Annotated in this window: 21 protein-coding genes and 2 tRNA genes; 15 read left to right on the top strand and 8 right to left on the bottom strand. The window is 65.0% G+C overall.

Features of this window, described 5'->3' with window-relative positions; genetic code table 11:
* Nucleotides 1-8: 8 nt before the first annotated feature.
* The 5 genes from folD (at nt 9) to tadA (ending at nt 5793) form a co-directional block, all read left to right on the top strand.
* Nucleotides 9-878 carry a bifunctional methylenetetrahydrofolate dehydrogenase/methenyltetrahydrofolate cyclohydrolase FolD gene (gene folD / locus DT603_RS01195; protein WP_162348020.1) on the top strand — a complete coding sequence of 290 codons (870 nt, stop codon included), beginning with the start codon at nt 9-11 and terminating at the stop codon, nt 876-878.
* A gap of 97 nt (nt 879-975) precedes the next feature.
* Nucleotides 976-2433, top strand: coding sequence for an IMP dehydrogenase (guaB, locus tag DT603_RS01190; protein ID WP_162348019.1), 1458 nt, complete (start codon nt 976-978; stop codon nt 2431-2433).
* 135 nt (nt 2434-2568) lie between these two features.
* Nucleotides 2569-4152 (top strand): glutamine-hydrolyzing GMP synthase, encoded by a 1584-nt coding sequence (gene guaA, locus DT603_RS01185; protein ID WP_162348339.1) that lies wholly within the window; start codon nt 2569-2571, stop codon nt 4150-4152.
* Nucleotides 4153-4226: 74 nt separating this feature from the next.
* Nucleotides 4227-5213, top strand: coding sequence for an aldo/keto reductase (locus DT603_RS01180; protein ID WP_162348018.1), 987 nt, complete (start codon nt 4227-4229; stop codon nt 5211-5213).
* A 103-nt stretch (nt 5214-5316) separates the two neighbouring features.
* Nucleotides 5317-5793, top strand: coding sequence for a tRNA adenosine(34) deaminase TadA (gene tadA / locus DT603_RS01175; RefSeq protein ID WP_162348017.1), 477 nt, complete (start codon nt 5317-5319; stop codon nt 5791-5793).
* Between the two features lie 62 nt (nt 5794-5855).
* Here the strand turns inward: tadA and DT603_RS01170 are convergent, their stop codons facing one another.
* Nucleotides 5856-6329 (bottom strand): DUF2721 domain-containing protein, encoded by a 474-nt coding sequence (locus DT603_RS01170; RefSeq protein ID WP_162348016.1) that lies wholly within the window; start codon nt 6327-6329, stop codon nt 5856-5858.
* Between the two features lie 104 nt (nt 6330-6433).
* On the opposite strand from DT603_RS01170, the gene orn reads away from it, so the two are divergent.
* Nucleotides 6434-6994: an oligoribonuclease gene (gene orn, locus DT603_RS01165; RefSeq protein WP_162348338.1), complete on the top strand. Its 561-nt coding sequence runs from the start codon at nt 6434-6436 to the stop codon at nt 6992-6994.
* A gap of 98 nt (nt 6995-7092) precedes the next feature.
* On the opposite strand, the gene DT603_RS01160 is transcribed toward orn, so the two are convergent.
* Both DT603_RS01160 and ppsA read right to left on the bottom strand, forming a co-directional pair.
* Complete coding sequence (locus DT603_RS01160; protein ID WP_425500922.1) at nt 7093-8079, bottom strand: mechanosensitive ion channel family protein; 987 nt, start codon at nt 8077-8079, stop codon at nt 7093-7095.
* The gene (gene ppsA / locus DT603_RS01155; protein ID WP_162348014.1) at nt 8042-10429 is read right to left on the bottom strand and encodes a phosphoenolpyruvate synthase; all 2388 of its coding nucleotides are present in this window, start codon (nt 10427-10429) and stop codon (nt 8042-8044) included. Before ppsA ends, DT603_RS01160 begins: the two co-directional genes overlap by 38 nt.
* Before the next feature lie 161 nt (nt 10430-10590).
* Here ppsA and ppsR point away from each other — a divergent pair, with 161 nt between their 5' ends.
* The 5 genes from ppsR to DT603_RS01130 all read left to right on the top strand — a co-directional run bounded on the left by ppsR (nt 10591) and on the right by DT603_RS01130 (nt 13154).
* Nucleotides 10591-11412: a posphoenolpyruvate synthetase regulatory kinase/phosphorylase PpsR gene (gene ppsR / locus DT603_RS01150; RefSeq protein WP_162348013.1), complete on the top strand. Its 822-nt coding sequence runs from the start codon at nt 10591-10593 to the stop codon at nt 11410-11412.
* A gap of 197 nt (nt 11413-11609) precedes the next feature.
* Nucleotides 11610-12104, top strand: a complete 495-nt coding sequence (locus DT603_RS01145) for a DUF1249 domain-containing protein (protein WP_162348012.1) — start codon at nt 11610-11612, stop codon at nt 12102-12104.
* A 130-nt stretch (nt 12105-12234) separates the two neighbouring features.
* A tRNA-Ala gene (locus tag DT603_RS01140) sits at nt 12235-12310 on the top strand.
* 47 nt (nt 12311-12357) lie between these two features.
* A tRNA-Glu gene (locus DT603_RS01135) sits at nt 12358-12433 on the top strand.
* Nucleotides 12434-12893: 460 nt separating this feature from the next.
* Nucleotides 12894-13154 carry a DUF2845 domain-containing protein gene (locus DT603_RS01130; protein WP_162348011.1) on the top strand — a complete coding sequence of 87 codons (261 nt, stop codon included), beginning with the start codon at nt 12894-12896 and terminating at the stop codon, nt 13152-13154.
* Between the two features lie 177 nt (nt 13155-13331).
* On the opposite strand, the gene DT603_RS01125 is transcribed toward DT603_RS01130, so the two are convergent.
* The 5 genes from DT603_RS01125 to DT603_RS01105 form a co-directional block, all read right to left on the bottom strand.
* Complete coding sequence (locus DT603_RS01125) at nt 13332-13547, bottom strand: hypothetical protein (RefSeq protein WP_162348010.1); 216 nt, start codon at nt 13545-13547, stop codon at nt 13332-13334.
* A 266-nt stretch (nt 13548-13813) separates the two neighbouring features.
* Complete coding sequence (locus DT603_RS01120) at nt 13814-16207, bottom strand: heavy metal translocating P-type ATPase (RefSeq protein ID WP_162348009.1); 2394 nt, start codon at nt 16205-16207, stop codon at nt 13814-13816.
* Nucleotides 16204-16602: a heavy metal-responsive transcriptional regulator gene (locus DT603_RS01115; protein WP_162348008.1), complete on the bottom strand. Its 399-nt coding sequence runs from the start codon at nt 16600-16602 to the stop codon at nt 16204-16206. The genes DT603_RS01120 and DT603_RS01115 overlap by 4 nt, the downstream gene beginning before the upstream one ends.
* Nucleotides 16603-16769: 167 nt before the next feature.
* Nucleotides 16770-17609, bottom strand: coding sequence for a copper resistance protein B (locus tag DT603_RS01110; protein WP_162348007.1), 840 nt, complete (start codon nt 17607-17609; stop codon nt 16770-16772).
* The gene (locus tag DT603_RS01105) at nt 17606-19513 is read right to left on the bottom strand and encodes a copper resistance system multicopper oxidase (RefSeq protein WP_162348006.1); all 1908 of its coding nucleotides are present in this window, start codon (nt 19511-19513) and stop codon (nt 17606-17608) included. Before DT603_RS01105 ends, DT603_RS01110 begins: the two co-directional genes overlap by 4 nt.
* A 213-nt stretch (nt 19514-19726) precedes the next feature.
* Between DT603_RS01105 and DT603_RS01100 the strand changes: the two genes are divergently transcribed.
* From DT603_RS01100 to DT603_RS01085, 4 genes are read left to right on the top strand one after another with little or no spacing between them, the layout of a single operon-like run.
* Nucleotides 19727-20788, top strand: a complete 1062-nt coding sequence (locus DT603_RS01100) for a phosphotransferase (RefSeq protein WP_162348005.1) — start codon at nt 19727-19729, stop codon at nt 20786-20788.
* Nucleotides 20785-22611: an acyl-CoA dehydrogenase gene (locus DT603_RS01095; protein WP_162348004.1), complete on the top strand. Its 1827-nt coding sequence runs from the start codon at nt 20785-20787 to the stop codon at nt 22609-22611. The genes DT603_RS01100 and DT603_RS01095 overlap by 4 nt, the downstream gene beginning before the upstream one ends.
* A gap of 58 nt (nt 22612-22669) precedes the next feature.
* Entirely contained in the window at nt 22670-23449 is a 780-nt protein-coding gene (locus DT603_RS01090; RefSeq protein WP_162348003.1) for an SDR family oxidoreductase, read from the top strand.
* A gap of 38 nt (nt 23450-23487) precedes the next feature.
* Nucleotides 23488-24390, top strand: a complete 903-nt coding sequence (locus tag DT603_RS01085; RefSeq protein ID WP_162348002.1) for an SDR family oxidoreductase — start codon at nt 23488-23490, stop codon at nt 24388-24390.
* The last annotated feature ends 19 nt before the right edge of the window (nt 24391-24409 follow it).

Below are 24409 nucleotides of genomic sequence, written 5' to 3'. Positions count from 1 at the left end.
CAGCCCTGATGACCGCCTCCCACACCGCACGCATCCTGGACGGCCGCCGCATCGCCGAAGACCTGCTCGACACGCTCAAGGTAAAGGTCGATGCGCGAGTGGCCGCCGGCCTGCCGCGTCCCGGGCTTGCGGTGGTCCTGGTCGGGGGCGACCCGGCCTCCGGCGTGTACGTGCGCAACAAGCGCAGGGCGGCGGAGAAAGTAGGCATCGAAGCCTTCGACCACGACCTGCCGGCGGGTACGTCGGAGAACGAGTTGCTGTCGCTGATCGACAAGCTCAACGCCGATCCCCGTGTACACGGCATCCTGGTCCAGCTGCCGCTGCCCGGCATCCCCGATGCCAGCCGCCTGATCCATCGCATCGACCCGCGCAAGGACGTGGACGGCTTCCATCCGGAAAATGTCGGCCACCTGGCCCTGCGCGAGTTCGGCCTGCGCCCCTGCACGCCGCGTGGCATCACCACCCTGCTGGGTTACACCGACAAACCCGTTCGCGGCCAGAACGCGACCATCGTCGGGGTCAGCAACCACGTCGGCCGGCCCATGGCCCTTGAGCTGCTGATCGCCGGCTGCACGGTGACCAGTTGCCACAAGTTCACGCCACCCCAGGTGCTGGAAGACCGGGTCCGCGACGCCGACATCCTGGTGGTGGCGGCGGGCCGGCCGGGGCTGATCCCCGGGGAGTGGGTCAAGCCCGGCTCGGTGGTCATCGATGTCGGCATCAACCGGCTCGAGGACGGCAGCCTGGTCGGCGATGTCGGTTACGAGGCGGCGGCCCAGCGCGCCAGCTGGATCACGCCGGTGCCCGGCGGGGTAGGGCCGATGACCGTGGCCACCCTGATGCAGAACACGCTGGAAGCGGCCGAAGCCGCGGTCTGAGCGCACTTGGGAAACACTCCGTGCCGCCTGCCTCGGCTGGCAGCTGACAGGCGTGAAAGCGTACAATTACGCGCTTCCCCACTGAACGGGTCCGCCGATGCTACGCATCCAGGCTGAAGCTCTTACCTACGACGATGTTTCCCTCGTCCCCGCGCATTCCCTTGTCCTGCCCAAGGATGTCGACCTCGGCACGCGTCTGACCCGCGACCTGCGCCTCAAGCTGCCGATCGTCTCGGCCGCCATGGACACCGTCACCGAAGCGCGCCTGGCCATCGCCCTGGCCCAGTTGGGCGGCATCGGCATCCTGCACAAGAACATGACCGTCGAGCAGCAGGCCACCGAAGTGGCCCGGGTCAAGAAGTTCGAGGCCGGCGTGATCAAGGACCCCTTCACCGTCGGTCCCGAAACCACCATCGGAGACGTGCTGGCCCTGACCCGGGCACGCAACATCTCTGGCGTGCCGGTGGTCGAAGGCGGCCAGCTGCTGGGCATCGTCACCAGCCGCGACATGCGCTTCGAGACCAAGCTGGACGACCCGGTCCGCCACATCATGACCAAGAAGGATCGCCTGATCACCGTGCGCGAAGGCGCCAGCGACGGCGAGGTGCTGCAGCTGCTGCACAGGAACCGCATCGAGAAGATCCTGGTGGTCAACGACGAGTTCGAGCTGCGCGGCCTGATCACGGTCAAGGACATTCAGAAGAAGACGGACAATCCCAATGCGGCCAAGGACAGCGCCACGCGCCTGCTGGTCGGTGCGGCACTGGGCGTGGGTGGCGATACCGACCAGCGCGTCGAGGCACTGGTGGCTGCGGGCGTGGACGTGGTGATCGTGGATACCGCGCACGGCCATTCGCAGGGCGTGCTGGATCGCGTGGCCTGGATCAAGAAGCGCTTCCCGCAGCTGCAGGTGATCGGCGGCAACATCGTCACCGGCGATGCGGCGCTGGCGCTGATGGATGCCGGCGCCGACGCCGTGAAAGTGGGTGTCGGCCCAGGCTCCATCTGCACCACGCGCATGGTTGCCGGCGTGGGCGTGCCGCAGATCACCGCGGTGAGCATGGTCGCCGAAGCGCTGCAGGATCGCATCCCGCTGATTGCCGACGGCGGCATCCGCTATTCGGGCGACATCGGCAAGGCGATCGTCGCGGGCGCCTCCACGGTGATGATCGGCGGCCTGTTCGCAGGCACCGAGGAAGCGCCGGGAGAAATCGAATTGTTCCAGGGCCGCAGCTACAAGAGCTACCGCGGCATGGGCAGCCTGGGCGCGATGGAGAAGGGCAGCAAGGACCGTTACTTCCAGGATTCCAGCGACGCTGACAAGCTGGTGCCGGAAGGCATCGAAGGCCGCGTTCCCTATCGCGGGCCGGTCGGCAACATCATCCATCAGCTGATCGGCGGCCTGCGCGCGACCATGGGTTATGTCGGCTGCGCGACCATCGACGACATGCAGAAGAAGCCCAGCTTCGTCACCATCACCGGTGCCGGACAGCGCGAGAGCCATGTGCATGATGTTCAGATCACCAAGGAACCGCCGAATTACCGGATGGGGTGAGGCGATGCGTTTGCGGGCTGCCTACGGCAGGCTGCGCATCGGCGAACGCCCGAGCGCTATGCGCGAGGGCCGGGGGAGCGACCGTCGCGCAGGTCATCGCACTGCATGTCACGCACATTTCTGGAACAGTCACTGATGACCAACATCCACACCGACAAGATACTGATCCTCGATTTCGGCGCGCAGTACACGCAGCTGATCGCGCGTCGCATCCGCGAGCTAGGCGTGTACTGCGAGATCTGGGCTTGGGACCACAACCCGGCGGAAATCGCCGCTTACGGCGCCAAGGGCATCATTCTTTCCGGTGGGCCGGAGTCGACCACGGAGCAGGGCGCCCCGGCCGCGCCGCAGCAGGTCTTCGATTCGGGCCTGCCGATCCTGGGCATCTGCTACGGCATGCAGACCATGGCCGCGCAGCTGGGTGGGGCGACCGAAGCGGCGGATGCGCGCGAGTTCGGCCATGCCGAAGTCGAGATCGTCGCGCCGGACCGGCTGTTCGGTGGGCTGACCGACCACGCGGGCGGCAAGCCGCGGCTGGACGTGTGGATGAGCCATGGCGACCACGTGTCGAAGGCGCCGCCCGGGTTCACCGTTACGGCCGTCACCGACCGCATCCCGGTGGCGGCGATGTCGGACGAAGCCAGGCGCTGGTACGGCGTGCAGTTCCATCCGGAAGTCACCCACACGCTGCAGGGCGAGGCATTGCTGCGCCGGTTCGTGGTGGATATCTGCGGCTGCCAGACGTTGTGGACGGCTGCCAACATCATCGATGACCAGATCGCCCGCGTGCGTGCGCAGGTGGGTTCGGACGAAGTCATCCTGGGCCTGTCGGGCGGCGTCGATTCCTCGGTGGTGGCCGCGCTGCTGCACAAGGCCATCGGCGACAAGCTGACCTGCGTCTTCGTCGACACCGGGTTGCTGCGCTGGAACGAAGGCGACCAGGTCATGGCCATGTTCGCAAGCGAGGCCGAGAAAGGCGGCATGGGCATCAAGGTGATCCGTGTCAACGCCGCCGACCGCTATTTCGCGGCGCTCGAAGGAGTCTCCGACCCCGAGGCCAAGCGCAAGATCATCGGCAACCTGTTCGTCGACATCTTCGACGAGGAATCCAACAAGCTGGCCAATGCGAAATGGCTGGCCCAGGGCACCATCTACCCCGACGTGATCGAGTCGGCCGGCAGCAAGACCGGCAAGGCGCACGTGATCAAGAGTCACCACAATGTCGGCGGCCTGCCCGAGCACATGAAGATGGGCCTCGTGGAACCGCTGCGCGAACTGTTCAAGGACGAGGTCCGCCGCCTGGGCGTGGAGCTGGGCCTGCCACGCGCGATGGTCTACCGGCACCCGTTCCCGGGCCCCGGCCTGGGCGTGCGCATCCTGGGCGAAGTGAAGCGCGAGTACGCCGAGCTGCTGGCCCAGGCCGATGCCATCTTCATCGAGGAACTGCGCAAGGCCGACCTCTACGACAAGACCAGCCAGGCCTTCGCGGTGTTCCTGCCGGTCAAATCGGTGGGCGTGGTCGGCGATGCGCGTGCCTACGAGTGGGTGATCGCGCTGCGCGCGGTGGAAACCATCGACTTCATGACCGCGCACTGGGCCCACCTGCCGTACGACTTCCTGGGCACGGTCTCCAACCGCATCATCAACGAACTGCGAGGCATCTCGCGCGTGGTCTACGACATCAGCGGCAAGCCGCCGGCGACGATCGAGTGGGAATGACCGGGCGGGAATGAGCGCGCTTGCCGGAAGCATCCGGTAGCGTCTTGCAGGCAACCAGCACCCGAGGTGGACAGATGCGCAGCAGGGTCTTCGGCCGTACCGGCCGTTCGGTCAGGGAAATCGGCTTCGGCGCGTGGGCGATCGGTGATGCCTGGGGCCAGGTCAACGATGACGAAGCCATCGCGGCACTGCACGCGGCGCTGGATGCGGGCGTGGATTTCATCGATACCGCCGATGTCTATGGCGACGGCCATTCGGAACAACTGATCGGCAAGGTGCTGAAAGCCCGGGGCGGCGAACGCCCGTTCGTGGCCACCAAGGCCGGCCGGCGCCTGCCGCAGCAGACGGTCGCGGGCTACAGCCAGGACAACCTGACCGCCTTCGTCGATCGCAGCCTGCAGAACCTGCAGGCCGATACCCTGGACCTGGTGCAGCTGCACTGCCCACCGACCGATCTGTACTATCACCCCGAAGCATTCGAGCGGATGGAGCGGCTGGTCGCGCAAGGCAAGATCCGCCATTACGGGGTCAGCGTCGAGCGTGTCGAGGAAGCATTGAAGGCAATCGAGTATCCCGGCGTGACCAGCGTGCAGATCATCTTCAACCTGTTCCGCACGCGCCCGGCCGAGCTGTTCTTCCAGCAGGCGCGGGAGCGGAACGTGGCGGTCATCGCCCGGGTGCCGCTGGCCAGCGGTTTGCTGAGCGGCAAGTTCGGCCGCGATACCCATTTCGAGAGCAACGACCATCGCCAGTTCAACCGCAACGGTGAAGCGTTCGATGTGGGGGAGACCTTTTCCGGGGTGCCCTACGAAGTAGGCCTGGCGGCGGTTGAACGCATCCGCCCGTTGCTGGCCGGCGATGCCAGCATGGCTCAGCTGGCGCTGCGCTGGATCCTGATGGCCGAAGCGGTGACCGTGGTGATCCCGGGCGCGCGCAACCCGCGCCAGGCGCTCGACAACGTGGCCGCTGCAGGGCTGCCGCCGTTGTCTGCAGATGTGATGGAAGCGCTCGCGCGCATCTACGTCGAGGACATCAAGCCCCACGTGCACCAGCGTTGGTGATGGCTCCCGTGCTGCAACCGGGTAAGGTCACGCTCGCAACGCGGGTCCGCATGGGTTGCGCTATGGTGCGCGCCAATCCGCGCGATGCTTGCCTGGCCTGCCCATGACCCTCGATGACGAACGCTGGATGCGCCATGCGCTGGCCCTGGCCGATCGTGCCCAGCACGAAGATGACGAGATACCCGTCGGCGCGGTGCTGGTCGATGCGAGTGGTGAAGTGCTGGGCGAGGGCTGGAACCGCAACCTGGCCGAACACGACCCCACCGCCCACGCCGAAATCGTGGCAATGCGCCGCGCAGGAACCAGGCTAGGCAACCACCGGCTGGTGGGTACTACGCTGTACGTCACCCTGGAACCCTGTGCGATGTGCGCCATGGCCCTGGTGCACGCGCGGGTGAGCCGACTGGTCTATGCGGCTTCCGACCCCAAGACCGGGGCCTGCGGAAGTGTGTTCGACCTGGTTGCCGATCCACGCCACAACCATCGCATCGAAGTGGTCTCCGGCCTGTTGGCAGAGGAAGCGTCGCGGCGGCTGACCAACTACTTCCGGGCCAAGCGCGGCAGGCCATTGCTCGACTGAAAGGCCCTCCGTCGGTCTGGCTCGTGCATGGCTTGGAACGGGAGCGCGGGCAAGTCCCGCACCTACGTGTCGGCGTGCCTGGCGATGTGGCGGTGGTCCATTTCCTCGTTGACCGCCTTGACCGCCAGCGTCGACTCGCGTGCCAGCAGGATGCTGGCGGCGAACATCGCCAGCACGCCCAGTGACGCGAGCAGGGTCGGCAGCACGCCAAGCCGGTGGGCCAGCAGGTTGTCCGCGGCCACGGCCAGGCTGGTGCCGACGAACAGGCTGATGGCGACGTACAGCAGTTGCCCGGCACGCAGGATGATCAGGCTGCGGCGCCGCTGCATGGCAATGCGTTGCTCGTACAGCGCGCGCTGGACCGGGTCCTCGAGGCCGGGCAACTCCTTCAGCAGGGTGCGTGCGCGATCGATGATGCGGGCCAGGCGGTTGTTGGCCGACAACAGCAGCGACGCGGTGGCAGTGAGGAAGAACGCAGGCGCCAGCATCGCGGTCAGCGTGGCGTAGTGCGTGAACTGGTCGCTGGTCTGGAGCATGGCGGCACTCTTGGGTGGCTGCGTTATGATGCGGCAGAATGCGATCTTTCCGCAAAACACGCTCGCCACTGGCGCAGCGCAGCCCCAAGGACCAAGCCCCGCGCATGCCAGCCAACAATCCCAACAGCGACCGCCTGATCTGGATCGACCTCGAGATGACCGGGCTTGATACCGACAACGACACCATCATCGAGATCGCCACGGTGGTCACCGATTCGCAGTTGAACGTGCTGGCCGAGGGCCCGGAATTCGCGATCGCCCATCCGCTCGCCGCACTCGAGGCGATGGACGACTGGAACCGCGCGCAGCACACGCGGTCGGGATTGTGGAAGCGCGTTGTGGAAAGCACTGTGACCCTGGGCCAGGCCGAGGCGCAGACGGTTGCCTTCCTGGCCGAGTGGCTGCCAGCGAATGCGTCGCCGATGTGCGGCAATTCGATCTGCCAGGACCGGCGCTTCCTGCATCGGCTGATGCCGCGCCTGGAGAAATACTTCCATTACCGCAACCTGGACGTGAGCACGCTGAAGGAACTGGCTCGGCGCTGGGCCCCGGCCGTGCTCGAAGGCGTGCGCAAACAGTCGGCGCACACCGCGCTCAGCGACGTGCGCGATTCCATCGAGGAACTGCGCCATTACCGCCGCCACCTCGGCAAGATGGAAGTCTAGGCCCGCACCAGTTGTTGCAATGGCACCTGTAGGAGCGACGCAAGTCGCGAAGCCGTCACTGTTGCCGAAGCCAGCAATCACCCGGCCCCTGCCAACTCCTAAGGCGTAGCCTGCTTGCCCGCAGCCGCAACCGCAACATCCGAATCATCGGCGATCGATTTCGCCGCGAGCTCGCTCAGCGGCGTGCCATCGGCGTTGTGATGGTAGACGTGCAGGTCGCGCTTGCCGGCGGTCAGGCTCATGCCACTGTCCAGGATGCGGCCGCGCACAGCCTCGGTGAGCTGTGAGCGCGCTTCGGTCAGGTCCTTGGTCTTGGACCAGGCCATCAGGGTCATGTCGATGCCAACGTCACCCAGTCGTGAAATTTCCACGGTCGGTGCCGGCGCCTTGAGCACCAGCGGATTGGCATCGGCGATCCCCAGCAGGATTTCGCGCGCCTTGCCCGGGTCGTCCTGGAAACGGACGGTCAGCGGCACATCGATGCGCCGCTGCGGCTTGGCGGTGAAATTGATGATCGGGGCGGTGGTGATCATGCTGTTGGGCAGGATGACCAGGCGGTTGTCGGCGGTGCGCATGCGGGTCTGGAAGATCCGTATTTCCTCCACCGTTCCTTCGTGGCCGGCGATGTGGACGTTGTCGCCATCGCGGAAGGGCCTGAGCATGATCAGCATCACCCCCGAGGCGATGTTGGACAGCGAGTCCTTCAGCGCCAGGCCGACCGCAAGCCCGGCCGCACCGACCACCGCGAGTACCGAGGTGGTGGGCACGCCGATCTTCTGCAACGCGGCGATGAAGACGATGACCATCATCACCGCGTAGCTGACGTTGCGCAGGAAGCCGGCCAGCGTCGATTCGACGCGGGCGCGGGTCAGCGCGCGCTCGATGACGCGGCTGATCCACCTGGCCAGCCAATAGCCGACCAGGGCGATGATCAGCGCCACCGCCCAGTCCTTGAGGACCAGTTCCCATTCGATCCTGCTGAGGTCGATCAAGTGTCCGGACGCAGCAGGAACCGCCGCTTTTGCGATGTCCTGCAGCACGGCCGGCTTACTGCGCCTTGAGCTTGGCCAGGCGCAACCAGGTATCGACCACGGTGTCCGGATTCAGCGACACCGATTCGATGCCTTCCTGCATCAGCCATTCGGCCAGATCCGGATGGTCCGAGGGACCTTGCCCGCAGATGCCGATGTACTTGCCCTTGGCCTTGGCCGCCTTGATCGCCATCGAAAGCAGCTTCTTCACCGCCGGGTCGCGTTCGTCGAACAGGTGGGCCACGACACTCGAGTCGCGGTCCAGGCCGAGGGTGAGCTGGGTCAGGTCGTTGGAACCGATGGAGAAGCCATCGAAGATCTCCAGGAACTCGTCGGCCAGCAACGCGTTCGACGGAACTTCGCACATCATGATGATCTTGAGGCCCTTTTCGCCGCGGACCAGACCGTGCTTGGCCAGCACGTCGATGACCTTGCGGCCTTCGTCCAGGGTGCGCACGAACGGGATCATGACCCACAGGTTGTCCAGGCCCATGTCGTTGCGCACCTTGCGCACCGCCTTGCACTCCAGCGCGAACGCCGGCTCGAAGGAGGGGTCGACGTAACGGCTGGCGCCGCGAAAGCCGATCATCGGATTCTCTTCATGCGGCTCGTAGTTGCTGCCGCCGATGAGGTTGGCGTATTCGTTGGACTTGAAGTCCGACAGGCGCACGATCACCGGATTAGGTGCCACCGAAGCGGTGATGGTGGCGATGCCTTCGGCCAGGCGGTCCACATAGAAGCTGACGGGATCGGCATAGCCGGCGGTCTTGGCGTCGATCTTGCGCTTGGTCTCCGCATCCTGGCGGTCGTATTCCAGCAGCGCATTGGGGTGCACGCCGATGTGGCTGGCGATGATCATCTCCAGCCGCGCCAGGCCGATGCCGGCGTTGGGCAACTGGCCGAAGTCGAAGGCGCGCTCCGGGTTGGCCACGTTCATCATGATCTTCAGCGGCGCCGGCGGCATGTCGGCCAGGTCGGTGGTGATGCGCTCGAAGGGCAGGGCAGTGCCGTAGATGAAGCCGGTGTCGCCTTCGGCGCAGCTGATGGTGATCTCGCGACCGTCCTCGATATGGTCCAGTGCGTTGCCGGTGCCCACGACCGCGGGAACGCCAAGCTCGCGCGCGATGATCGCGGCATGGCAGGTGCGGCCGCCGCGGTTGGTGACAATGGCCGAAGCGCGCTTCATCACCGGCTCCCAGTCCGGATCGGTCATGTCGGCGACCAGCACGTCACCGGGCTGCACGCGGCTCATGTCGGCCAGGCTGCGCACCACGCGGGCGACGCCGCTGCCGATCTTCTGGCCGATGGCGCGGCCTTCGGCGATGACTTCGCCGCGTTCCAGCAGGTGGTAGCGCTCGATCTGGGTGGCCTTGCCGCGCGACTTAACCGTCTCCGGGCGCGCCTGCACGATGTAGAGCTTGCCGCTGACGCCATCCTTGGCCCACTCGATGTCCATCGGGCGGCCGTAATGCTTCTCGATGGTCAGCGCCTGGGTGGACAGTGCCTGCACGTCCTCATCGGAAATGGAGAACTTGTTGCGCAACTCCGCGGGCGTGTCCTCGATCCTGACCCGCTCGCCGGGGTGGTCGGAATAGACCATGCGCAACAGCTTGCTGCCCAGCGAACGACGCAGGATCGCCGGCTTGCCCTGCAGCAGGGTGGGTTTGTAGACGTAAAACTCGTCCGGGTTGACCGCGCCCTGCACGACCATTTCGCCCAGTCCCAGGCTGGAGGTCACGAACACCACGTCGCGGAAGCCCGATTCGGTGTCCAGGGTGAACAGCACGCCCGAAGCGCCGACATCCGAGCGCACCATCAGCTGCACGCCCGCTGACAGGAACACGTCCTCGTGCTTGAAGCCGTGGTGGACGCGGTAGGCGATGGCGCGGTCGTTGTAGAGGCTTGCGAAGACTTCCTTGACCTTGACCACTACGTCATCGGTGCCGGTGACATTGAGGAAGGTTTCCTGCTGGCCGGCGAAGCTGGCGTCAGGCAGGTCTTCGGCGGTGGCCGAGGAGCGCACGGCCACGGCGATATCACCGCCGCCATTTTCGGCCGCCAGCTGCGCGTAGGCGGTGCGGATGTCGGCATCCAGCTGCGGCTGCAGAGGCGCATCGATGACCCAGCCGCGGATTTCCTTGCCGGCTGCGGTCAGTGCCTCCACGTCCTCGACATCCAGCGTGGCCAGTTTGTCGAAGATGCGCGTGGACAGGTCGTTGTAGGCGATGAAGTCCTTGAACGCCTCGGCCGTGGTCGCGAAGCCGCCGGGAACCGAGACGCCAAGCCCCGCCAACTGGCCGATCATTTCGCCAAGCGACGAATTCTTGCCGCCTACCTGGGCCAGGTCGGAAAGACGCAGGTCGTGCAACCACAGGATGCTGTGATTCGGGGTGTTCTGGTTCAAGCGCAACGCTCCAAAGCGGCCGTGCGCCTCGCCGGAGACTTACGGCGAGGGCCGCGTCCATGGGAAGAATCGCTATGATGCGGTGCAAGAGAAGCCCAGACAAGCTTGATTTTGCTCGGGGATTCATGGTGAACACGTTGCCGGGACCAAGGGTTGCACAGATGTCGAACGTACGTCCGGTGTTCTATGTCTCCGATGGCACCGGTATCACGGTGGAAACCATTGGCCACAGCCTGCTGACCCAGTTCACCGGGTTCAGTTTCGTTACCGATCGTATTTCCTTCGTGGACGACCCGGCCAAGGCCACCCAGGCCGCCGAGCGCATCCGGGCTGCGGGCCTGCGCCACGAGGCGCGTCCCATCGTGATCCACTCCAACGTCGACCCCGCCATCAGTGAAGTGCTGGCCGGGAGCGGGGCGCTGATGCTGGATGTGTTCGCGCCGTTCATCCAGCCGATGGAGCACGAGCTGGGTGCCTTGCGGCAGTCGCGCGTGGGCCAGGCCCATGGACTGGTGAATTTCGAGGCCTACCATCGGCGCATCAACGCGATGAACTATGCGCTGACCCATGACGACGGCATTGCCATCAACTATGACGAGGCCGACCTGATCCTGGTCGCGGTGTCGCGCGCCGGCAAGACGCCTACCTGCGTCTACCTGGCCCTGCATTACGGCATCCGCGCGGCCAATTATCCGCTGACCGACCAGGATCTGGAAACAGACCGCCTGCCGCAGCGCCTGCGCGCGCACCGGCGCAAGCTGTTCGGCCTGACCATCGACCCCGAGCGCCTGCAGCAGATACGCCAGGAGCGCCGCCCCAATTCGACCTACGCCAAGCTGGAAACCTGCACCAGCGAGGTGGCTGCCGCCGAGCGCATGTTCCAGATGGAACGCATTCCTACGCTGAGTACCACGCATACCTCCATCGAGGAAATCTCGAGCAAGGTGATGTCCACGCTGGGCCTGCAGCGGGAAATGTTCTAGCGGGGATTGTTCTAGCGGGGATTGTTCTAGCGGGGATTGTTGTGCGGCGATCAGCCGTGGGATTCCTGGTGGAATCCGGCCCGGCGGGGCGGGCGGGTCGCGCAAGCCGGAAGGCCAGCGGAGGAACCCCAAATTAGGCCGTAAAACGCGATACGTCAATGCTGCCGAAATCACGGATCAGCGTGTACGATCGAGCCATGCCCCAGGCCATCACCCGCGCTGCAAGCATTCCCAAACTCAACCGTTTCGGCTGGTTGATGGCGGTCTACGCCGAGAATCATTCCAGGCTGGCCCGCCTGTTCGCTCCAGCCGATCTGGCGGAGGGCCGCTACGTCTCCAGCATCGGCGACGGCCTGGACCTTTACCTGGACGTGATCGAGACCCATCGGTACACAGTGGAGCTGCGCATGACCTACGGGCTGCGTGATCCGCAGACCGGCGAGCCGGATCCGTCCGCGTTCGTGCGCCTGTACCGCGATGCGCGCCAGGTGGAAGCCACCCATTGCTACGTGGGCCGCCGCTGGCAGGACGCGATAGGCATGTATCCGCCACCGGCGGAGCTGATCAGCCACCGCATGCGCATGAACACGTTCCTGGGCAAGTGGCTGGAGTATCTGGCCGAGCGCGGCCATGGCGTGGCCACGTTGCGCAGGTGCGAGTCTTCGGTGCTGGAAGTGGCCACTTCTGCCTGAAAAACAGCTGCGGAATATCGATCCGGAGGCTGCGCCAGCCTGCGAATCTGAAGCGCGCAGACATTTTTTTTGAACACAACGCTTGCGCGATGCGCGGCCGCTAGATAGAATTCCGCCCCTTCCAGCCCGTGGGGCCATAGCTCAGCTGGGAGAGCGCCTGCATGGCATGCAGGAGGTCGGCGGTTCGATCCCGCCTGGCTCCACCAATATCCCGGCATAGGCCTGTTCGGGGTAGGGAACAAAGTTTCACTGCGTCCCCATCGTCTAGAGGCCTAGGACACCACCCTTTCACGGTGGACACGGGGGTTCGAATCCCCCTGGGGACGCCATAGATTCAATGACTTAGGCTCGGGAAACCGGGCCTTTTTCATGTCTGCGGTAAATGGGTGCAGTACTCACCGGTAGGCGTTAAAGCTGTCGGGGTCTGCGGTAATTCAATTGGGATTTCTCGTCGGACATTTGGTTGGTATCTCGGGACTGCGCAACATCCGGCGAAAGCTACCGGGTAACTGGCCCCGACTCTGCCGCTAATTGGCAAGCTCTGTTTGCGATCTCTAGCTGTCCAATCAAGTTTTCCAAAATTCGCTTTAGTCGAGTCAGGTTCCCAAGTGCGCTCTCCGAATCAGCGCAGCGCTTCTAATCCTTATCTGCGCTCTGGGTTTGATGCAACCAACCCAGCCTACGAAGGACAGGAAGGGACTGTGCGGTCACCGCCCGTATCGTTCGACCAGTTGAGACCGTTGGCCACGAGCGGTAGAGTTGGGCCGAAGCCAACGGAAGGAGCAGATCATGCGCAGCCTGATTCTTATCGCCCTGCTGGCGACCGCGCCGGCGTTTGCGGACTCCATTTCCATGGGAGGCAAGCTGATCACCGATGGTGACGGCCCCGGTAAGGTCATGCAGGTCGCCGGAAAGCCCGATCGTGTAGTGCCGCTGGAGACCAGCTACGGCGGTCTGGTGGGCGAGCGCTGGGAGTATTACCGCGACGGCAAGACCATCCAGATCGAGATCTACGACGGCAAGGTGCGGTCCATCGTCGAGACTCGCTGACCGGGCTCACCTGAAGCGGTTTCCCGATGCTGGTTGAAATCCACGCCAGCAAACAAAGCGAAGCTGACCAATTCAGGGCAGTAGGCTTGGGTTGGCTTCAACAACCCGGTGACTTTGTTCCTGATCCGTGCGCCGGGTTGCTCGAACCCCACCCAGCCTTCGCGTTCCGGCAACACGCTAGAGCCTCTCCGCGATTCCCGCCTGCTGCAGGATCCGGTTGAGCTGGTTGCGTACGTAGCGGCCATCCTCCGCGCTCATCGCTCCACCCCCGATCACGTCGGCCTCGCCAGCAAACGCCGGCCAGAAGTCCTCCGCATCCTCGGCATCGGCCAGCATGCTCGGCACGTCTGCGCGCAGCTTGTGCAGACGCGCGTCCAATTCGTTTCTGTCCATGGCGACTCCCCTGATGGTGGAGCGAGCTTGCAGAGGAGCAATCCCAGGGGATGCGACAGCAATGCCGCGCGCTCCAAGCGGGTGCTCGTAGAAGGTGTGCTGCCTTTCATCGAATATGGCGTAAGTGCGTTGCAGGTCGGCGCCTGGATTCAACCAGACGCCCACATACCCGGATTGAGGGATGATCGTTCGATCATGACCGAGTGGGCCCGCGATGCGAACGGCCTCTGGTCCTGCCGGCGATCATCAGCACTCGACGCCGTGAACTAGCCCAGCCGCAACGTGCGCAACCTCAGCGCATTGCCCACCACCGAGACCGAACTCAGGCTCATCGCCAGCGCGGCCAGCATGGGCGACAGCAGCAGGCCGTTGAATGGATAAAGCAGGCCGGCGGCGATCGGCACGCCCAGGGCGTTGTAGAGGAAGGCGAAGGCCAGGTTCTGGCGCATGTTGCGCACCGTGGCTTCGGAGATGGCCTTGGCGCGGACGATGCCTCGCAGGTCGCCCTTGACCAGGGTCACCTGCGCACTGGACATGGCCACGTCGGTGCCGGTGCCCATGGCGATGCCGACATCGGCGGCGGCCAGTGCGGGCGCGTCGTTGATGCCGTCGCCGGCCATGGCCACGACACGGCCTTCGGACTTCAGCCTGGCGACCAGTTCCAGCTTGTCGGCGGGCCGCACTTCGCCATGCACTTCATCGATGCCCAGGCGCGTGGCGACCGAGCGCGCCGTGGTCATGCCATCGCCGGTGGCCATGACGATGCGCAGCCCGGCCTGGTGCAGGGCTGCGATGGCAGCAGGGGTGGTGGTCTTGACCGGATCGGCGACCGCGACCAGGCCTGCGATCACCGAATCCACGGCAAGGAACATCACGCTGGCGCCCTCCGCGCGCAGGCGTTCGCTGCTGTCATGCAATGCCGAGGTGCTGGCGCCGGTTTCGTCCATCAGCGCGGTATTACCGAGCGCCAGCACGTGTCCGTCGACGCTGCCGCGTACCCCGATGCCACTGGCCGACTCGAAATCCGCTGCCGTCGACAACGCCAGCCCGCGCTGGCGCGCCTCGGCCACGATTGCCTGCGCCAGTGGATGCTCGCTGCCGGCATCCAGGCTGGCGGCCAGGCGCAGTATTTCGTCGGGCGAATGTGGCGGCAGCGCCGACACGTCGCGGAACGCAGGACGGCCTTCGGTAAGCGTTCCGGTCTTGTCGACGATCAACGTATCGACCTTGCACAAGGTCTCGATGGCCTCGGCATCGCGGAACAGCACGCCGGCCTGCGCGGCGCGACCGCTGGCCACCATGATCGACATCGGCGTGGCCAGGCCCAGCGCGCAGGGGCAGGCGATGATCAGCACCGACACCGCATTCAATACCGCGTAGGTCCACGAGGGCTCGGGGCCGAACAGCCCCCAGCCCAGCAAAGTCAGCAGCGCGGCGGCCAGCACCGCCAGCACGAACCAGAACGCCACCTTGTCGGCCATCTGCTGCATTGGCGCACGCGAGCGCTGCGCCTGCGCGACAAGCTGCACGATCTGCGCCAGCATGCTGGCACTGCCAACTTTCTCGGCGCGGATCACCAGGCTGCCGGAGGTGTTGAGGGTTGCGCCGATGACTCTTTCTCCCGGCGACTTTCCTACCGGAATAGGCTCGCCTGTCAGCATCGATTCGTCCACGTGCGACTGCCCTTCCAGGACCACGCCATCGACCGGGACCTTTTCGCCAGGACGTACGCGCAAGCGGTCGCCGACGTGCACGTGCGTCAGCTCGATGTCTTCTTCGCCGCCATCGTCGCGCAGCCGGCGCGCGGTTTTAGGAGCCAGGCCGAGCAGGCCCCTGATCGCCGCGGAGGTCTGCCCGCGGGCCTTCAGCTCAAGAAGCTGGCCGAGCAGCGTCAGCGAGACGATCACCGCGGCTGCCTCGAAATAAACGCCAACGCGGCCATGTTCGTGGAACGACGCAGGGAACCAGCCCGGCACCAGCGTGGCGACCACGCTGTAACCATATGCCGCCGCCACGCCGGTACCGATCAGGGTCCACATGTTGGGGCTGCGGTTGCGGATGGATTGTGCCCAACGTACGAAGAACGGCCATCCGGCCCACAGCACCACAGGGCTGCTCAGCAGCAGTTCCGACCAGGTGCGCAGCGTGGGCGACAACGCATGCAGGTATTGCCCGCCCATCGCCAGCACCAGGGTGGCGATGCTCAACGGCAGCGTCCACCAGAAGCGCCGCTGGAAATCCACCAGCTCCGGGTTGTCGTCTCTATCCAGTGACGGCATCAGCGGCTCAAGGGCCATGCCGCAGATCAGGCAGGAGCCCGGCGCGTCGCGGATGATTTCCGGATGCATGGGACAGGTGTACTGCGTGCCGGGCAGTGGCGGCTGCACTGGGGCAGATTGCGTCGCAGTTTCGGGGTGCAGGTGCTTTTGCGGATCAGCTACGAACTTGGTGCGGCATCGCGCTGAACAGAAGTGATAGTCGTGCCCGTCGATCCGTGCGTGGTGCGGGGTGGTTGCCGGATCGACACGCATACCGCAGACCGGATCGCGCAGCGGATCCGTAGCACCCTGTCCGTCGCTCTTGTTGCCGCAACAGGCATGCGCAGTGGTGGTTGCGGTGGCGGCATGGCCCACGTGCTCGCCGTGACCAGGGGTATTCATGCGGGTTCCTTGCCGAGTGCGGCGATGATGGGGCAGGCCTCCAGTGCGCCATGCCCGGGGCAGGCCTCGACCAGGGTCAGCAACGCGGCGTGCATGCGCGCCAGTTCGGCCTGGCGAATTTCGATCTGCGCGAGTTTGTCGCTGGCTGCCTGCTTCATCGCGGCCATATCCCCGTGGCGACCGGCACTGATCGCCATCAGCTCGCCGATTTCCTCGAGGCTGAATCCCAAGACCTTGGCCCGGCGAATGAAATGCAGGCGGGTGACGTCGTCATCGCCGTAGCGCCGATAGCCACTGGCGCTGCGGGTGGGCGTCGGCAGCAGTTGCTGGCGTTCGTAATAGCGGATGGTGTCGATGGGCGCGCCGGTGAGGCGTGCGAGCTCTCCGATGTTCATGCCGGACTCCGGAAATGGGGCAGTGGCCATTCTGCACCCTGGAGTCTGGTCAAGAGTCAAGGGTTGTGGGCGACTGCTCGACGTTTGCTTCGGCGCCTGTGATGGATCAGTTGCCGGCGACGGCGATCACGGCAAAGCCGCGGCCGATTGCACGCCACGCCATGCGATCAGAACCAGAAGCGCAAACCAGCCACCCAACCCTGTTCCGTGGCCCGCTCGCCCGCCGCTTCGGCAAGGTCGCCGGTCGCTCCGAACTTCCGCGACCAGGAATAGCCCACGTACGGCGCGAACTGCGGGCTGAACTCATAACGCAGGCGCAAACCGAATTCGGCATCGCTGAGACCCTTGCCGATGCCGTTTTCCACATCGTCCCTGCTGAACAGGTTGGCTTCCAGCTTGGGCTGCAGGATCCACTGATTGGTCAGCAGGATTTCGTATTCGCCCTCGAGCCGGGCGGCAAGGCGTCCGGAAGCGCCGAGGTAGGCGGTTGCAGCGACCTCGAACTTGTAAGGCGCCAGGCCGACCACGCCAAGCGCCAGCCACTGCCGTGACGGGCCGTCGCCGAAATCGCTGCGCAGGCCGACCACGCGGTCCCACCAGGGTCCGGTCGCGTGGCTCCACAGCAGTTCTGCATCGCCGTCGACATCTTCGCCACGCGGTTTTTCGGCCTCGCTTCGCAGCACTAGTTTGTCGAAACTCCTGCCGGCACTGGCTCGCAGGTTCACCCCGGACGTCTCGTCCTCGTGCCATTCCAGCTGGTCGACGCGCAGGCTGGCGACCCAGGGGTCTTCCTGCATGTGCGCGCTCATGTCCATATCGCCCAGGTCGGGGAATGCAGCGGCGCGTTCCTCCGCCGTGGGCTCAGGGAAGGGAGAGGGAGCCGGTTGCGATGCTGGCGCCTGGTGTTGCGCGTGGTCCTGCGGTGCGGGTTGCACGTGGCCTGCGTGCTGGGCATGGGCAGGCACAGCGAACAGCGCGAGCAGCGGGATGACGAAAGGAGACTTCATTCGACCCGCACCTCGCGGAACATGCCCAGTTCCATGTGCAGCAGCATGTGGCAGTGGTAGGCCCAGCGGCCCAGCGCATCGGCGCTGACCCGGTAGCTGCGGATGTGCCCGGGCGGCACGTTGACGGTGTGCTTGCGCACCTGGAACTGGCCGTCCGCGCTTTCCAGGTCGCTCCACAAGCCATGCAAATGGATGGGGTGCTCCATCATGGTGTCGTTGACCAGCACGATGCGCATGCGCTCGCCGTAGTTGAGGCGGATGGGTTCGGCCTTCGAGAACGGGATGCCATCGAAGCCCCAGACGTAGCGCTCCATATTGCCGGTGAGGTGCAATTCCACCGTGCGACCGGGCTCGCGTGGGTCTGGATCGGAGAAGGTACTTTTCAGGTCGGCATAGGTCAGCACCCGGCGGCCGTTGCCGCGCAGGCCGATGCCCGGATCATCCAGCGCCTTGGACGGCGACATGGTCTGCATGTCGACCGCAGGATTGCCGATTTCGCTGGCCGGATGCGAGACCATGCCGGCCCCGCCACCGGCGTCGCTTGACGAGTGGTCCATATTCGAATGGTCCATCTTCGAGTGATCCATCTGCATGGTCGCACCGCAGCTGCCCTCAGCGCCTTTCATGCTGGCCCCGCAGCCGCCTTCCATGCCCTTCATGGCGGCCATGCCACCGTGACCCATGCCGCCATGCCCCATGTCCTCCATCGTCAACACGGCGCGCGCATCAAGCGCGGGCACCGGCGCCTGCAAGCCCGCACGCGGCGACAGGGTTCCCCGCGCATAGCCGCCGCGATCCATGGCCTGGGCGAAGATCGTGTATGGCTGCTCCTCCTGAGGCGTCACCAGAACGTCGTAGGTTTCGGCCACGCCGATGCGGAACTCATCCACCGATACCGCATGCACCGGTTGCCCGTCGGCAGAGACCACCGTCATCTTCAGCCCCGGAATGCGCACGTCGAAGAAGGTCATCGCAGACCCGTTGATGAAGCGCAGCCGCACTGTCTCGCCGCGCTTGAACAGCCCGGTCCAGTTGCCATCGGGGGTCACGCCGTTGACCAGGTAGGTATAGGTGATGGCGTTGACGTCGGCCAGATCGGTGGGACTCATGCGCATCGCGCCCCAGGCCTTGCGGTCGGCGACGGTCGCTTTCCAGCCGTCGCGGCGCGCATCGCGGAACAGGTCACCCACGGTCTGCTGGTGGCGGTTGTAGTAATCGGCCTGGATCTTCAGCTTGCGCACGATGGCGTAGGGATCCTCGTCGCTCCAGTCTGATAGCAGCACCACGTAGTCGCGATCGGCGGCGACCGGGTCGGCATCGCGTGGCTCGACCACGATGGCGCCGTACACGCCCTTGGCTTCCTGCAGGCTGGAATGCGCGTGGTACCAGTAAGTGCCCGCTTGCTTCAGCTGGAAGCGATAGGTGAAGGTTTCGCCCGGGTGGATGCCGTGGAAGCTGAAACCCGGAACGCCGTCCATGTTCGAGGGCAGCAGGATGCCGTGCCAGTGGATGGACGTGTCCACGCCGAGGCGGTTGGCCACGCGCACGCTGACCGTGTCGCCCTCACGCCAGCGCAGGAGCGGGCCGGGGAGGGTGCCATTGATCGCGATGGCGGTGCTCGCGCGGCCGGTGAGGTTCACCGGCAATGGACCTATGGCGAGGTCGAACTCGGTACCGCGCAGTTCCGGTGCAGTGCCCGCAGTTGGGTAGCCAGACGTGGCCGCAGCAAACGGAAGGTGCGCCCCGGCGGCGACCAGGCCAAGACCGGTCACGAAACGTCGGCGCGAGTGATCGTGCGTTGCTGGGAAAACTTTCAATGCAGGGCATCCGGACAACGGTGCGCGGATTATGCCAACCCTGGAGTGGGCTACAGTCAATAGCGCTACGGCTGAGCTGGCCTGCATGAAGGAATGAAGGGTTTCGCAACCGGGTATGGATCGCCGTACCGCGTGCCTGTGAATGCAAGTGGCCCATGCGAAAGGCACGCTTCGGCGCCGTCGTCGTGTGGTTTCTCATGGATGCCCGTCTTGTACGCCGGCAACCCGCTCAGTAGCATGGCTCGAGAAAAAGGAATTCAGTTCCACCATGCAGAACTGCAAGATCAGCGACACGTCCACATGACCGCGCCCCTCGCCGAACAGGGGCGCGAGCCTTTTGACGTCGCGGACCTTGAAACCTATCTGCGCGCGGCGATCCCGGGCTTCGCCGGTCCGGTCACGGTCACCCGCTTCAAGGGCGGCCAGTCCAATCCGACGTATCTGCTGGCCACGCCCGCGCACCAGTACGTCATGCGCTGCAAGCCGGCACCGGTGGCCCAGCTGCTGCCGTCGGCGCATGCGGTGGAGCGCGAGTACCGGTTGCAGCGTGCACTGGCCGGCAGCGCGGTGCCGGTGGCACGCATGCATTGCCTGTGCGAAGACGAGACGGTGATCGGACGCGCGTTCTATGTGATGGATTTCGTGGAGGGGCGCATCTTCTGGGAGCAGTCACTGCCCGGCATGGAGCCTGGCGAGCGTACCGCGATCTATGACGAACTCAACCGCGTGATCGCAGCCCTGCATGCGGTCGACTTCAGCGCACTGGGCCTGGCGGATTATAGCAAGGCGGGAAACTATTTCTCGCGCCAGGTCGATCGCTGGACCCGCCAGTACCGCGCCAGCGAAACCGGACGCGTGGAGGCAATGGAAACACTGATCGACTGGCTGCCCCGGCACATTCCGCAGGAGGAAGTGCCGCAGGTCTCGCTGGTGCATGGCGACTACCGCATCGACAACGTCATCTTCCATCCCACCGAGCCGCGCATCCTGGCGGTGATCGACTGGGAGCTGTCCACCCTGGGCCACCCGCTGGCCGACTTCGCCTATCACCTGATGAGCTGGCACATCGTGCCCGGCGGTGCATTGCGCGGATTGGCCGGCCTGGACCTGGAGGCATTGGGAATTCCAAGGCAATCCGACTACACCGCCGCCTACGAACAGCGCATCGGCCGCAGCGCCGCCGGCGACTGGAATTACTACCTGGCCTACAACCTGTTCCGCATCGCCGCGATCCTGCAGGGCATCGCCAAGCGCGTGCAGCAAGGCACGGCCAGCAGCCCGCAGGCGGCAGAGTATGGCCGGCAGGTACAGCCGCTGGCCGAACTGGGCTGCCGCTTCGCCGGACAGGCTCGGTCCGCATGAGTTCGCTGCTGCTGTCGCGGCGCGACCTGGAATTCATGCTGTACGAATGGCTGGACGTGGCCGCGCTGACCCAGACCGGGCGTTATGCCGACCACAATCGCGAAACCTTCGATGCGGTGCTGGATACCTGCGAACGCATCGCCACCGAACGGTTCGCCCCGCACAACCAGAAGGCCGACCAGAACGAACCGCATTTCGACGGCAACACCGTCAGCCTGATCGATGACGTGAAACCTGCCTTGCAGGCGTTCGCCGACGCGGGCCTGATCGCCAGCGGCAATGACTATGCGATGGGCGGCATGCAGCTGCCCACGGTCGTTTCGCAAGCTGGACTGAGTTACTTCTACGCCGCCAATATCGGTACCAGCGCCTATCCGCTGCTGACCATCGGCAACGCCAACCTGTTGCTGGCGCACGGCAACCAGGCGCAGATCGACACCTTCGCCAAGGCCGAGCTGGAAGGCCGCTATTTCGGCACCATGTGCCTTTCGGAACCGCAAGCAGGTTCGTCGCTGTCCGACATCAGTACACGCGCCGACTACGAAGGCGAGTCGCCATTCGGTCCGCAGTACCGGGTGGCCGGCAACAAGATGTGGATTTCGGGAGGCGACCACGAACTGTCCGAGAACATCGTGCACCTGGTGCTGGCGAAGATCCCCGGCCCGGACGGCCGGCTGATTCCGGGGGTGAAGGGGATCTCGCTGCTGCTGGTCCCCAAATTCCTGGTCAACCCGGATGGTTCACTGGGTGAGCGCAACGACGTGCAGCTGGCCGGTATCAACCACAAGATGGGGTATCGCGGCGCGGTGAACTGCCTGCTCAACTTCGGCGAAGGCACGCAGCATCGGCCCCAGGGGCGGGGTGGGGCGATCGGTTACCTGGTCGGCAAGCCGCACCAGGGACTGGCCTGCATGTTCCACATGATGAACGAGGCGCGCATCGGCGTCGGCCTGGGTGCGGTGGCACTTGGCTACACCGGCTACCTGCATGCACTGGACTATGCGCGCAACCGCCCGCAGGGCCGGCCCATCGGTGCCGAGGGCAAGGATCCGTCCAGCCCGCAGGCGCGCATCATCCAGCATGCGGATGTGAGGCGCATGTTGCTGGCGCAGAAGTCTTACGTGGAAGGCGGACTGGCCTTGAACCTGTATTGCGCGCGCCTGGTAGACGAAGCGCGCATTGCAACGGACGAACACGACCGCGCGCAGCTCACCCTGCTGCTCGACATCCTGACTCCCATCGCCAAGAGCTGGCCCTCGCAGTGGTGCCTGGCTGCCAATGACCTGGCCATCCAGGTGCATGGCGGTTACGGCTATACCCGCGAATACAAGGTGGAGCAGTTCTACCGCGACAACAGGCTCAACCCCATCCATGAAGGCACCCACGGCATCCAGGCGCTGGACCTGCTGGGTCGCAAGGTGGTGATGGAACACGGCGCCGCCTACAAACTGTTCGCCGGCCGCGTTGCACAGACCATCGGCAAGGCCAGGGCGCATGCGAGCCTCTCCACTTACGCAGACCTGCTGGAACAGCGCTTCCTGCGGCTGGCCGAAGTGACCGGCACCCTGTGGGCTGCGGGCGATCCGCAACTGACGCTGGCCAATGCCAGCGTGTATCTGGAAGCCTTCGGTCACATCGCCATTGCCTGGATCTGGCTGGAACAGGCATTCGCGGCGGAGGAAAAGAGCGGCGACTTCTATGACGGCAAGCGCAGTGCAGCGCGTTACTTCTTCCTGTGGGAACTGCCCAAGGTGGATCCGCAGCTGGAACTGCTGGCCAGCCTGGACCGGACCACGCTGGACATGCAGGACGCGTTCTTCTGAACACGCATGCACGCCCACTCATCCTTTTGTAAAACTACATACGACCAAGGCAGGCAACATGACCGACCGCAACCTATTCGACCTCACCGGCAGGACCGCACTGATCACCGGCGGTTCCCGCGGGCTGGGACTGCAGATGGCCGAAGCATTGGGCAGCTATGGCGCCAGGCTGGTGCTGTCGGCGCGCAAGGCCGACGAGCTGCAGCAGGCGCAGGCGCACCTGCAGGCGATGGGCATCGACGCGGACTGGGTCGCGGCGGACGCCTCGAAAGACGCGGACGTGGCCGGCCTGGCCGACGCGGCCATTGAAAAGCTGGGCCACGTGGACATCCTGGTCAACAACGCCGGCGCCAGCTGGGGCGCGCCGGCCGAGGATTATCCGGTCGAAGCCTGGGACAAGGTTTTCAACCTCAATATCCGAGGCCTGTTCCTGCTGAGCCAGCAGATCGGCAAACGCTCGATGATCCCCCGCAAGTACGGGCGCATCATCAACATTGCTTCCATCGCCGGGCTGCGCGGCAATCCGCCCGGCGCCATGCAGACCATCGCCTACAACACCAGCAAGGGCGCGCTGGTCAATTTCACCCGCGCGCTGGCGGGCGAATGGGGGCGGCATGGCATTACCGTCAACGCGCTGGCGCCGGGCTTCTTCCCGTCGAAGATGTCGAACGTGCTGATCAAGACGCTGGGCGAGGAAGCGCTGATCGGCAACTCGCCGCTGCAGCGCCTGGGCGACGACGAAGACCTGAAGGGCGCAGCGCTGCTGTTCGCCTCGAATGCAGGCAAGCACATCACCGGCCAGATCCTGGCCGTCGACGGCGGGTACAGCGCGGTCTGATTCAGCAGCACCCACTACCGCACGGCCTGGGAGGGCAGATGGACGATTTCAAGGGCAAGGTTGCGGTCATCACCGGCGCCGGTTCGGGCTTCGGTCGCGAATTCGCGCGTATCGGCGCGTCGCTCGGCATGCATCTGGTGCTGGCCGACATCCAGCTCGATGCGCTGGAAGAAACACGGGCCGAGGTCGCGGCCGCCGGGGCGCAGGTACTGGCAAGCGTCGTTGACGTTTCCAGTGGTGCGCAGATCGAGGCGCTTGCCGCAGCGACCATGGAGCGGTTCGGGGAAGTGCACCTGCTGTTCAACAATGCGGGTATCGGCACGGCGGGGCTGATCTGGGAAAACAGCGTGCGCGACTGGGAATGGGCGCTGGGCGTCAACCTGTGGGGCGTGATCCATGGCGTGCGCGTGTTCACGCCGTTGATGCTGGCCGCCGCCAAGGCCGACCCGTCCTACCGCGGCCACATCGTCAACACTGCCTCCATGGCCGGCCTGCTCAACCAGCCCAACCTGGGTGCCTACAACGTGTCCAAGCACGCGGTGGTGTCGCTCAGCGAAACCCTGTTCCATGACCTGTCGCTGGTCAGCGACCAGGTGCGTTGCTCGGTGCTGTGCCCGTACTTCGTACCCACCGGCATCCACAAGTCGCATCGCAACCGTCCGGCGGACCTGGCCAATGCATCCCCGGCCACGCGTTCGCAGATGATCGCCCAGGCCATGATCAGCAAGGCGGTCACCTCGGGCAAGCTCTCTGCCGCCGATATCGCCCAGCGCACCTTCGATGCAATACGCGCGGGCAGCTTCTATGTGGTCTCGCATCCTGATGCGCTGGACGGCGTGCGCCAGGGAGCCGAGGACATCATGGCGCTGCGCAATCCGACCGATCCGTTCGCACACAAGCCCGAGCTGCGCCAGCAGCTGGAAGCGGCGCTCAGGGGTTAGGGATCTGCAGCCAGCCGCA

This window comes from Pseudoxanthomonas gei, from assembly GCF_010119615.1.
In the GTDB taxonomy this organism is placed as follows: domain Bacteria; phylum Pseudomonadota; class Gammaproteobacteria; order Xanthomonadales; family Xanthomonadaceae; genus Pseudoxanthomonas_A; species Pseudoxanthomonas_A gei.
The sequence above is the reverse complement of the archived record's forward strand: the minus strand, read 5'-3'. Positions and strand labels throughout refer to the sequence as shown.